The organism is Arthrobacter sp. Hb9-2, from assembly GCF_059091165.1.
Genome location: NZ_JBNHGJ010000035.1, coordinates 38533 through 49058, shown reverse-complemented (window position 1 = coordinate 49058; position 10526 = coordinate 38533). Strand labels below are relative to the sequence as shown.

Genomic DNA, 10526 nt, shown 5'->3' with positions numbered 1-10526 from the left:
GGCAGCGGGACCGGCCGCGGAAGGCGACGGCGCGGCTGAACCGGGCACGGCACGGGTAGCCGCCACGGACGGGTTCGGGGAAGCGGAAGGCAGGGAGCCGGCGTCGGGCGTTCCGGTGCTGCCGGCACCGCAGCCACCCAAGGCCAAGGCGAGCAGAAGCCCGGCCGCCGAGGAGGCAAAAAGACCCCCGCGGCGGCCGGAATTCATATTAATCACAGTGGTGATCAGCAGTCGGTGCTTAGGCTGCTGCTGCGGTGCTGCGGCGGCGTACAACGTAGGCGCCGCCAGCGAGGGCGACCAGGGCCAGGCCGCTGCCGATGGCGAGGGCTCCGGTGTCGGTGCCGGTTTCCTGCGCAATGCCGGTGTCAGCGCCGCCCGCTGGCATCTTCATTTGCCCGGCTGTCAAAGTTCCGCACAGGGCGGGGGAGGTGGCAGCCAGCGGAAGGGTCGGTGCGAGGTCGCTCTTTGCGGCTTGGCCGGCTGCGCTGAGGGTGGCGGGGTCAAGACCGTGAACCACTACCACTGCGGTGCCTGCTGCCAGGGCCGCCTTGGTCTCGGCGTTCAGCTCGAAGGTGCGGTCAACGGTGTATGCGGCACCCTGGCCGCCCACTTTAAGATCAAGGCCTGCTGCGGGGCTGGTGTCGCCGCTGGTGGAGAGGGTAGTGACGATGCCGCCGTAGGACGGGGCGCCTTCAGTGGTGGAAATAACCTGGTCGCCGTCCTTATCGGCGGAAGGGGCCGGGCAGACGCCCTGTGCCCCGCCATGGATGTGCTGGACGTGCGGGTACGGGGCGTCCATGAAGGTGGCCGGCATTCCCGAAACGTTCAGGACAACATGGGCCTGGTTGCCAGTGACATCAACAGTGATGGTGCCCGAACCGGCGCTGCCGTTGAGCTGGTTCAGGGTGGACTGGTAGTGGTCAGCCCCATCATGGGCCATGGCGGGGGCACCGGAGAGGGCAAGGGCGCCCAAAGCGAGGGTGGGAACAGCCATAAAGCGGAGTGTCTTGTTCATCGGAAAGCAGTCTCCTCATACAAGTAACGTTGTCGCCCCAGGTGAGGGACAAGAGTGCTTCGAAGCTGTTCCTGTTTCGGATGGGAAAGGAGTGAATTGGACCACATCATGCCCACGGAGCGTCGGCCTGTAGGATGGTCTGAAGGTGCGCCGGGAAGTCTGGTCGGCATAATTTTGTCGACCCGAATTTGAGGACGCTTCATGAGTAAAACGCCCCCACCCAACCCCATCCGGTCCACGATCTTCGGACGGGGCAGCTATGCCGAATCCCTGCGAATCGGTGAGATCCTGCGCAAGGAAACGGTGGGCGGGGCGCTGCTGGTGGCCGCTGCGCTCGTCGCACTGGTCTGGGCGAATTCGCCCGCATCGGACAGCTACTTCGCCCTCCGGGACTACAAGGTGGGCTACGAACCCTGGCACCTTGACCTGAGCCTCGGAGCCTGGGCGGCGGACGGGCTGCTGGCGATCTTCTTCTTCCTGGTGGGCCTCGAGCTCAAGCGGGAGTTCGTGGCGGGGGATCTCCGGCAAATCAGCAAATCGATCGTCCCGGTGGCCGCTGCAGCGGGCGGCGTGGTGGTCCCGGCGCTGATCTACGCCGCCATCAACCTCACCAGCCCGGAGACGCTGCGCGGCTGGGCCATCCCCACAGCCACGGACATCGCCTTCGCAGTGGCGGTCCTGGCCATCATCGGCTCGCACCTGCCCAGCGCGCTGCGGATCTTCCTGCTGACCCTGGCCGTCGTCGATGACCTCATCGCCATCAGCATCATCGCGTTCTTCTACACCAGCGACCTGCACGTCATGCCATTGCTCCTGGCCCTCATCCCGCTGGCTATGTACACGTTCCTGGCGCAGAAGTACCGCTTCTTCTTTGGCCGGAAAGCATCGGCGGCCTGGGTCATCCTGCTGCCGCTCGGCGTCGTCACGTGGGCCCTTGTCCATTCCTCCGGCATTCACGCCACAGTAGCCGGCGTGCTGCTGGGCTTCGCCGTTCCCGTGCTCCGTTCCCGGGCAGCCGGCGGCCCGGAAGCAGGACCAGGCCTGGCCGAGATCTTCGAGCACCGGTTCCGGCCCATCTCGGCAGGTGTGGCTGTTCCCATCTTCGCCTTCTTCTCCGCCGGTGTGGCTGTTGGCGGCTGGGAAGGGCTGGGTTCAGCGCTCGCGGATCCGGTGGCGCTGGGCATTATCGTGGCGCTGGTGCTGGGGAAGCCCATCGGCATCATGGGCACCACCTGGCTCCTGACGAAAACCAGCAGGGCAGAGCTGGATACATCGTTCAAATGGATCGACGTCTTCGGGGTTGCACTCCTGGCCGGTATCGGTTTCACGGTGTCCCTGCTGGTGGCCGAGCTTAGCTTCGGGCAGGGGAGCCTGCATGATGACCACGCCAAGGTAGGCATTCTCGCCGCTTCCCTGCTGGCAGCCCTGCTTGCAACGGCCGTATTGAAGACCAGGAACCGCCAGTACCGTGCAGCTGAAGCTGCCGAAAAAGTGGACGCCGACCACGACGGCATCCCGGACGTGTACCAGGAAAGGCCTTAGGGCCGGCCGGCCACCCGGTGGAGTTTTTGTCCACGTATGCGGACTTTAGGGCTCCTGAAGCCTGCGTACGTGGACAAAAACTCCGAATTCTGGCGGGTGCGCTTTAGCGGCGCACGGACCTGCGGCGGCCCACAACGGCTTCGGCCGTGCCCACCAGGAGTACGGAGGCAATGACGGCCACGATGAAGCCCAGGAAGTTCAGCTCGAAGATGTCCCCGGTGCCCAGAAGGGAAGCGACCACTCCGCCGATCACCGAGCCCACCAGGCCCAGCAGGAGGGTTGCCAGCAGGCCCAGGTTTTGCTTGCCCGGCTTGATGAGGCGGGCCAATGCTCCGATAATCAACCCTGCAACGATGAATCCGATCATGAAGTGCTCCTTCGTGGTGGTAGCGGGCAGGTGGCGCCCCGACTGCCGCGGTGGTGCCGCATTGGCTTCATTCTATGCATGGTTGGCATGCCGGCTTTTCCTGCGCCAGTCCGCAGTTCTCAGCGGACATTCCCTGCCCGTTCAGGCGCTGGCCAGAGGCTTGGCCTGTTGCTCCACGTGCCGGATCTCCAGCGCCTCCGGATCCAGCAGCTTCCGCGCCCCGGTCCTCGCGTCCAGGATCCAGAACAGTTCCAGGGCGGGTACGACGTCGGTCACCCGCCCCCGGTGGAAGAGCTTGCCGTTGTGCCACGCTTCGATCTGGTCGCCGATGCGAAGCTGGGCCGTCATTACTTTTGGTGCCTCCATGATGCGGTGCCTCCTGCTGTTGTATCCCCGTAGGAACAGCTTGCCGTGGCGAGGTTGCTGAATTGTTTCAACAGGGTGTTTTTTCTGTATCAGCAGCAGGGACCGCGACGCCGCGTGTCTTGTTAGGGGCACTACGACGGCGGGCTGACGCACGCCGGAATCAGGCAGCCGCCTCGCGCCGGGCTGCTTCCACTGCCTCTTCGATGCCGCCTGTCCAGGGTTCACCGTGGCCGGGCAGGACCAGCGAAGCGCCGGTCCGCGCCAGCTGCGTAAGGGTGTCCAGGTTCTGCCGGCTGTCCATGGTCGCGGCTCCCGCCACGATACGCGGACCCGTCCTTCCCGAATAGGGATCAAGCGTCACCAGGGCGTCGCCGCTGAACAGCACATCCCGGTCCCGCAGGTAAAGGCCGCAGTGCCCGGCGGTGTGGCCGGGCGAGAACACCACCTCAGGCGACCCCGGCACCGGCAGTGTGCCGGACCCGGCAGGGAACAGGGCTAATTCGTCAACGCCCTTCACCCGCAAGGCGCCCGCCCTGGTCATGCTGGCCAGGACGGGCAGGCCGCCGGGATGCGCCAGCGCAAAGACGAAACGGGACTTCTCGTGCTGGTACCGGTAGGGGTGGCGGGCGATGAAGGAATCGCCGCCGTGCACCCACACCGGCACCTTGAACTCCGAGTGCAGCCGGTGCGCCAGGCCCAGGTGGTCGAAGTGCGCGTGGGTGAGCACCACCGCCTTGATGTCGCCCACGGCATGCCCAAGTCCCCGCGCCGATTCCTCCAGCGTCTTCCACATGGCCGGCAGCCCGGAGTCCACCAGGGTCAGCCCGTCAGGGCTCTCCACCAGGTAGAAATTGACGAAGGCCTCGGAGACGCGGTGGATGCCGTCCGCCACGGTGGTGAAGGACGCCTTGCCCGAGGTAGCTTGCGTCATTTCCGCCCCGCCGCCCGCCGCAGCGCCCGCACCGCGGCAACGCCACCCAGGCCGGCAAGCACCCACGGCCCGCCCACCAAAATCGGATCGATCCACTGGTGATTTACGTCCGCCCGCTGCTTCCCGAGCCGGGAGCTCAGGCCGTGCCGGGAAAACTCGCTGAGGACTCCCGTCTCGGTAACAGGGTTGTCCGGGCGCGCGGTGGCCAGCGAGGCGAGGTGGTGCTCCCACGCGTCCACCCGGTCAGCGGCGATCAGCAGCAGCCAGTGCGCGGCCCTGCCCTCGCTGAACCTGGCGTAGGCGTATTTCCGGATGGCTCCCGAGACTCCGGCAGGAGGGGTCGAAGTTCCAAAAACCGGGGTCACGAAGGCGTGTTCTATGGACCGTTCCCGAGGCCATTTCTCGGGCTGGCGTTCGGGGAAGTCCCAGTGCGCACCGGTTTCGATTCCGGGCTGTTCACGGGGGAATGAGGGCCGGTCGGCCGGGTCGAGGTCCACACCCCATCCCGGGATGCGGGCCCGAAGGTCCTCCGCGGACTCCTTCAGGCCAGGTTTGCCGGCGGTGTAAGGCGTTGGTATCTCAGCCACGGTGCTCTTCCTTTCAGGCCGGGGTGGAAACGATGAGGGGCTTGATGCAGTCATCGAGCTTCGCGGAGAAGATGTGGTACCCCTCGGCAATATGCTCCAGCGGGACCCGGTGGGTGACGATGTCGCTCGGCTTCAAGTACCCGTTCCGGATGTGCTCGAACAGCCTCGGCCACTGCCGTTTGACCGGGCACTGGTTCATCCGCAGCGTCAGGCCCTTGTTCACGGCGTCGCCGAACTTCACCGCGCTGAAAATCGGACCGTACGCGCCCACCACTGACACCGTTCCGCCCTTGCGGACAGCGTCGATTGCCCAGTTGAGCGCCACGGGCGAGCCGCCCTGCAGTTTCAGCTTGGCGGCGGTCACGTGCTGGAGGAAGTTGCCGTCCGCCTCGGCCCCCACCGCGTCAATCACGACGTCGGCGCCCAGGTAGTCAGTCGCTTTCTTCAGGTGCACCACAATGTCGTCGTACTCCACAAAGTTGTACGTTTCGGCGTGCGCGAAGGTGCGCGCCTTCTCCAGCCGGTACTCCAGGTGGTCGATCACGATCACCCTCCCGGCGCCCATCAGCCAGGCGGACTTGGCGGCGAACAGGCCCACCGGGCCGGCACCGAACACCACCACGGTGTCGCCTTCCACGATGTCACCGAGTTGGGCCCCGAAGTAGCCGGTGGGAAGGGCGTCAGTGAGCAGGACGGCGTCCTCCTCGTCCATCCAGTCAGGTATCTTTGCGGGTCCCACGTCGGCGAACGGCACTCGCACAAACTCCGCCTGGCCGCCGTCGTAACCTCCGCAGGTGTGCGAGTAGCCGTAGATGCCGCCCACCGCCGTCGCGTTCGGGTTCACGTTGTGGCAGTTCGAGAACAGGCCGCGGGAGCAGAAGTAGCAGGACCCGCAGTACACGTTGAAGGGAACCATCACGCGGTCCCCGACGGCCAGGTTCTGCACCGAGGGGCCAACCTCGTGCACCACTCCTACGAACTCGTGCCCGAACGTCATTCCCACCCGGGTATCGGGCATCATGCCGTGGTAGAGGTGCAGGTCGGAGCCGCAGATGGCCCCGGTGGTCACCCGCACAATTGCATCGTTGGGGTGCTCGATCTTCGGAATGTCTTTTTCTTCGACCCGGATTTTGTACGGGCCCCGGTAAACCATTGCTCGCATGTGTGCCGCCTCGGTTGTGGGCTGGCAGTGCGGTTCCGTCTCGTCCAGGAACCACCCCGCTGCTTGAGGCGCACCGCGTGCCCTACGTTTCCACTTAGGGCGGGAGCTGGTCAAGGGTCGCTTCGCCGGGCGCCCGGCGCAGCGACACTGCAGGATGCTTAGGCCGTCCGACGGCGGGTAGGGGACAGGGTGAAAGGTGCACCGGCGAAAGGGGGAGCGGAAAAGTGTCACGGGAAACCCGAACGCCGCCGGCGAACGCGGCCGGAGTGCCGGCGAGAGCGCCTGCCTTCCTCTTCGGCATGGGGATCGGCGGCTTCGTGGACGGCATCGTCCTGCACCAGTTGCTGCAATGGCACCATATGCTCAGCCACACCGAAAGCGGCGATACCAAGACCGTTGCGGGCTTGGAATTGAATACCTTGGCGGACGGCTTGTTCCACAGCGCCATGTGGGTGCTGGTGGTGGCCGCGGCGGCCCTAACCATCCGCGCCCGCCGGCAGGGGCGGCTGTCCGGCCGCTGGAGTTTCCACACCGGCCTGGTCCTGTGCGGGTGGGGAATCTTCAATATCGTCGAGGGCCTGGTCAATCACCAGCTCCTGCAGATCCACCATGTCCGTGACGACCTGGGCGGCCCGCTGGCGTGGGACCTGGGTTTCCTGGCGGTCAGCGTGGTCCTGGCCGTGACGGGCTGGCTTCTGTTTCGGGGTAGCCCAACGTCTGGTCAAAGCGCCGCAGTTAACGCAGGATAGTAAGCATGCTGATTAACTCGGCTGCCGCAGCGTATCGGCGTGACAGCATCCGGCGCAGCCCCATGGCCCGGAAGTAACCGGGCCGGCCGGGCCGGACGGCAACAGCACACACCACGAGGAGAGAACTACATATGTACCTGCATACTGAACTTCTTATCAACGAAATTGCTGCCGATGAGCCTGATCCGGCGGCAGCGAACGCCCTGCAGGAGGGCCTGGGCGGCCAGTTCGGTGAAATGCGCACCATGATGCAGTACCTGTTCCAAAGCATCAACTTCCGGGGAGACCCGGCTTCCAAGCCTTACAAGGACCTGCTTCAGGGCGTTGGCACCGAGGAGATCAGCCACGTCGAGCTCATTGGAACCACCATCTCCCAGCTCCTGGACGGCTCCCCGCGGTACCAAGGCAAGAAAACAGACCCCGTTGACGAGCCCGGCGCCAAAGGTGCCACGCCACTCAAGATTGCCTTGGACACCAGCAATATCCACCATTACCTGGTAGGGGCCCAAGGTGCGCTGCCCGTGGACGCCGCCGGCAACCCGTGGAGCGGATCCTATGTCTACAACAGCGGGAACCTCGTCCTTGACCTGCTCTATAACCTGATGCTCGAGTCCACCGGCCGCCTGCAAAAATGCCGCATCTACGAAATGACGGAAAACAAGACGGCCCGCTCCACGATTGCCTACCTGATTGTTCGGGACCAGGCGCACGAGAACGCTTTTGCCAAGGCGCTCGAGAGTCTCGGCGTGAACTGGGGCAAGGTTCTGCCCATCCCCAAAACCAACGCTGAGCAGTTCCCTGAAGTGAAGAAGCTGCTCGACCTTGGACTGCAGAGCATCCAATACACCTTCAGTGCCGACAACCTCAGCGAGGCAGGGAAGCTGTATCGGGGCGCATCGCCGTCGAACGATGGCACCGAACTCAGCACCGAAGTCATGCCCACCGGCGTCCCCAAGACGATGTCCCCGGAGCGCAAGGAAGAGTTCGCGCCGGGCCTGGACCCGGAGCTGCTCGCACTCATCCAGGCCACGGCAGAAATAGAACTGAAGGACGCAGACAACCCCACAGAGGCAAGGGCCTAGCCGGAGCCAGCAAGAAGCCCCTGCCGGCAGGTCCATGATGTGACCGGGCGGCAGGGGCTTCCTTGTGCCTACTTGTTGGGGTCCGGGTCCTTGACGTCGCGCGGGCCGATATCGGCAGCGCCGAGGATGTCGGCGGCGGGGCTGTCGGCAGGCGCGTGCTCCCTGACGCTCAGCTCCGGGTGGTGCAGGTCCAGGGCGGGACGTTCCGAACGGATCCGGGGCAGGGAGGTGAAGTTGTGCCGCGGCGGCGGGCAGGACGTGGCCCACTCCAGCGAGGCACCAAAGCCCCAGGGATCGTCCACGGTCACCTTCTTGCCGGTCCGCCAGGTGATGTAGACGTTCCAGAGGAACGGGATCATCGAGGCGGCCAGCAGGTAGGAGCCGATGGTGGAGAACTGGTTCATCCAGGTGAATTCATCTTCCGGCATATAGTCGGCGTAGCGGCGGGGCATGCCCTCCACACCAAGCCAGTGCTGGATGAGGAAGGTGCCGTGGAAGCCCAGGAAGAGCATCCAGAAGTGGATCTTGCCCAGGCGTTCGTTGAGCATGGTTCCGGTGAACTTGGGCCACCAGAAGTAGAAGCCGGCGAACATCGCGAACACCACCGTGCCGAACACCACGTAGTGGAAATGCGCCACCACGAAGTAGGTGTCGGAGACGTGGAAGTCCAGCGGCGGGGACGCCAGGATGATGCCGGTGAGGCCGCCGAAGAGGAACGTAATCAGGAAGCCCAGGCTCCACAGCATGGGCGTCTCAAAGGTTAGCGAGCCGCCCCACAGAGTACCGATCCAGTTGAAGAACTTCACGCCTGTGGGAACCGCGATGAGCATGGTCATAAACGCGAAGAACGGCAGCAGCACCGCACCGGTGACGTACATGTGGTGGGCCCACACCGTCACGGACAGGGCAGCAATCGCAATGGTGGCGTACACGATGCCCTTGTACCCGAACAGGGGTTTCCGGCTGAAGACCGGGAAGATCTCCGAGACGATGCCGAAGAACGGCAGCGCGATGATGTACACCTCGGGGTGGCCAAAGAACCAGAACAGGTGCTGCCAGAGGATGGCGCCGCCATTGGCCGGATCGTAGATATGGGCGCCGAACTTCCGGTCCGCCCCCAAGGCGAACAGCGCCGCGGCAAGCGGCGGGAAGGCCATCAGCACCAGGATGGAGGTGACCAGGGCGTTCCACGTGAAGATTGGCATGCGCCACATAGTGAGGCCGGGGGCACGCATGCAGATGATGGTGGTGATGAAGTTGACGGCACCCAGGATGGTGCCGAAGCCGGACAGCGCCAGGCCGAACACCCAGAGGTCGCCGCCGAGGCCGGGCGTGAAGGTGGTGTTGGACAGCGGGGTGTAGGCGAACCAGCCGAAGGACGCTGCGCCTTGCGGCGTGATGAAGCCGGACACTGCGATGGTGGAGCCGAAGAGGAAGAACCAGAAGGCCAACGCGTTCAGCCGCGGGAACGCGACGTCGGGAGCGCCGATCTGCAGCGGCATGATCACATTAGTGAAGCCGGCGAAGAGCGGGGTGGCGAACATCAGCAGCATCATGGTGCCGTGCATCGTGAACAGCTGGTTGTACTGCTCCTTGGTTTGCAGGATCTGCATGCCTGGTTCGTACAGTTCGGCGCGGATGAGAATTGCCATCACGCCGGCAAGCAAGAAGAAAACAAACGAGGAAATCAGGTACAGGTACCCGATGGTTTTGTGGTCCGTGGACGTGATCCAGCTGACCACGATGCTGCCCTTGGGGCGTTTGGCCACCGAAGGTGCGGCGGTCGCCGACGTGACGCCCATGTTCTGGCCGGTGGTGGTCATTACGGTTCCGTCCTTTGTTGTGCCTGTTCCAGGGCTGGGCGTTCCGGATTCCGGTCGTACTCATCGCCGCGGATGCCGGTATTGCCCCTGGCGCGGAGGTCGGCAATGTGGCTGTTGTACTCCTGCTCGGTCACGACACGGACCTTGAAGAGCATCTCGGAATGGTATTCACCGCAGAGCTCAGCGCATTTGCCGGTGAACTCTCCGGTGCGGTTGGGAATGATGTCGATGAACCTGTTGTACTGGTTTTCACCGGGGTACATATCGCGTTTCTGCATGAACTCCACCACCCAGAAGGAATGCTGGACATCGCGGGAGTTCAGCTGCAGTTCCACCTTTTTACCCACCGGCAGGTACAGGGTGGGCAGCCGGTCGGGCGTGCCCCAGTTGCCGTCCAGGTGGGCCTGAACGCCCGGATCTTCGTGGACGTCCTCCTTGACGTAGTTGAAGTCCCACGCCCACTGCTTGCCGCGGACATCGATCACCACGTCCGGGTCCTCGAACCGGTCGTCCATGGCGCGCTGCTCGCGGTCGGTAAAGACGAACAGGACCCCGACGATCATGAGCGGTACAGAGAGGTAAAAGACCTCAAGGGGGAGGTTGTAGCTCATCTGCCGCGGGAACCCGACCGTATCCTTCTTGCGGCGGTAGGCGATGATGCACCACAGGATGAGCCCCCAGGTGATCACTCCGACAACCATTGCGGCGATCCACGAATTCACCCACAGGTCAGTGACCAGGGGGGTGTGGTCGGTAGTGTCCCGTTCGCCGGGCAACCAGCCTCGCTGAACCTCCGCAGAACAGGAGGTCAACGCCAGCAGGGCCGGAATCGTCAGTAAAGCGGCAGCCCGCCGCCATCTAAAAGTGTTTCTTCCAGTGCTGCCCACAGCGCGGTTCCCTCC

11 protein-coding genes and 1 pseudogene are annotated in these 10526 nt (G+C 64.3%); 3 read left to right on the top strand and 9 right to left on the bottom strand.

Going from position 1 to position 10526, the window contains the following annotated elements; all coding sequences use genetic code 11:
• Both AC5RV1_RS17465 and AC5RV1_RS17460 read right to left on the bottom strand, forming a co-directional pair.
• A pseudogene (locus AC5RV1_RS17465) lies at positions 1 to 216 on the bottom strand (class F sortase); the annotation flags it as partial.
• A 22-nt stretch (positions 217 to 238) separates the two neighbouring features.
• Positions 239 to 1015, bottom strand: a complete 777-nt coding sequence (locus AC5RV1_RS17460) for a hypothetical protein (RefSeq protein WP_493995428.1) — start codon at positions 1013 to 1015, stop codon at positions 239 to 241.
• Positions 1016 to 1216: 201 nt separating this feature from the next.
• Between AC5RV1_RS17460 and nhaA the strand changes: the two genes are divergently transcribed.
• Entirely contained in the window at positions 1217 to 2557 is a 1341-nt protein-coding gene (gene nhaA / locus AC5RV1_RS17455; RefSeq protein ID WP_493995427.1) for a Na+/H+ antiporter NhaA, read from the top strand.
• Between the two features lie 103 nt (positions 2558 to 2660).
• On the opposite strand, the gene AC5RV1_RS17450 is transcribed toward nhaA, so the two are convergent.
• The 5 genes from AC5RV1_RS17450 to AC5RV1_RS17430 form a co-directional block, all read right to left on the bottom strand.
• Positions 2661 to 2924 (bottom strand): GlsB/YeaQ/YmgE family stress response membrane protein, encoded by a 264-nt coding sequence (locus AC5RV1_RS17450; RefSeq protein WP_163167433.1) that lies wholly within the window; start codon positions 2922 to 2924, stop codon positions 2661 to 2663.
• A gap of 141 nt (positions 2925 to 3065) precedes the next feature.
• Positions 3066 to 3290 (bottom strand): hypothetical protein, encoded by a 225-nt coding sequence (locus tag AC5RV1_RS17445; RefSeq protein ID WP_493947059.1) that lies wholly within the window; start codon positions 3288 to 3290, stop codon positions 3066 to 3068.
• A gap of 160 nt (positions 3291 to 3450) precedes the next feature.
• Positions 3451 to 4221 (bottom strand): MBL fold metallo-hydrolase, encoded by a 771-nt coding sequence (locus tag AC5RV1_RS17440; protein WP_493995426.1) that lies wholly within the window; start codon positions 4219 to 4221, stop codon positions 3451 to 3453.
• Positions 4218 to 4808, bottom strand: coding sequence for a hypothetical protein (locus AC5RV1_RS17435; protein ID WP_493995425.1), 591 nt, complete (start codon positions 4806 to 4808; stop codon positions 4218 to 4220). The genes AC5RV1_RS17440 and AC5RV1_RS17435 overlap by 4 nt, the downstream gene beginning before the upstream one ends.
• A 13-nt stretch (positions 4809 to 4821) precedes the next feature.
• Positions 4822 to 5970, bottom strand: a complete 1149-nt coding sequence (locus AC5RV1_RS17430) for a zinc-dependent alcohol dehydrogenase (protein WP_493995424.1) — start codon at positions 5968 to 5970, stop codon at positions 4822 to 4824.
• Positions 5971 to 6194: 224 nt separating this feature from the next.
• Here AC5RV1_RS17430 and AC5RV1_RS17425 point away from each other — a divergent pair, with 224 nt between their 5' ends.
• Positions 6195 to 6719: a DUF2243 domain-containing protein gene (locus AC5RV1_RS17425; RefSeq protein WP_493995423.1), complete on the top strand. Its 525-nt coding sequence runs from the start codon at positions 6195 to 6197 to the stop codon at positions 6717 to 6719.
• Positions 6720 to 6850: 131 nt separating this feature from the next.
• Positions 6851 to 7801 (top strand): manganese catalase family protein, encoded by a 951-nt coding sequence (locus AC5RV1_RS17420; protein WP_493947053.1) that lies wholly within the window; start codon positions 6851 to 6853, stop codon positions 7799 to 7801.
• Between the two features lie 68 nt (positions 7802 to 7869).
• Here the strand turns inward: AC5RV1_RS17420 and ctaD are convergent, their stop codons facing one another.
• On the bottom strand, positions 7870 to 9624 hold the full coding sequence (ctaD, locus tag AC5RV1_RS17415) for an aa3-type cytochrome oxidase subunit I (protein WP_493995422.1): 1755 nt from the start codon (positions 9622 to 9624) through the stop codon (positions 7870 to 7872).
• A complete protein-coding gene (ctaC, locus tag AC5RV1_RS17410) occupies positions 9624 to 10511 on the bottom strand; it encodes an aa3-type cytochrome oxidase subunit II (RefSeq protein ID WP_493995421.1) in 888 nt (295 codons plus the stop codon). The genes ctaD and ctaC overlap by 1 nt, the downstream gene beginning before the upstream one ends.
• Between the last annotated feature and the right edge of the window lie 15 nt (positions 10512 to 10526).

Bases quoted from the DNA above. Each gene is read 5' to 3' on its own strand.
- AC5RV1_RS17440 (WP_493995426.1), bottom strand. From the start codon at position 4,221: ATGACGCAAGCTACCTCGGGCAAGGCGTCCTTCACCACCGTGGCGGAC.
- nhaA (WP_493995427.1), top strand. From the start codon at position 1,217: ATGAGTAAAACGCCCCCACCCAACCCCATCCGGTCCACGATCTTCGGA.
- AC5RV1_RS17445 (WP_493947059.1), bottom strand. From the start codon at position 3,290: ATGGAGGCACCAAAAGTAATGACGGCCCAGCTTCGCATCGGCGACCAG.
- AC5RV1_RS17450 (WP_163167433.1), bottom strand. From the start codon at position 2,924: ATGATCGGATTCATCGTTGCAGGGTTGATTATCGGAGCATTGGCCCGC.
- AC5RV1_RS17460 (WP_493995428.1), bottom strand. From the start codon at position 1,015: ATGAACAAGACACTCCGCTTTATGGCTGTTCCCACCCTCGCTTTGGGC.
- AC5RV1_RS17430 (WP_493995424.1), bottom strand. From the start codon at position 5,970: ATGCGAGCAATGGTTTACCGGGGCCCGTACAAAATCCGGGTCGAAGAA.
- ctaD (WP_493995422.1), bottom strand. From the start codon at position 9,624: ATGACCACCACCGGCCAGAACATGGGCGTCACGTCGGCGACCGCCGCA.
- AC5RV1_RS17420 (WP_493947053.1), top strand. From the start codon at position 6,851: ATGTACCTGCATACTGAACTTCTTATCAACGAAATTGCTGCCGATGAG.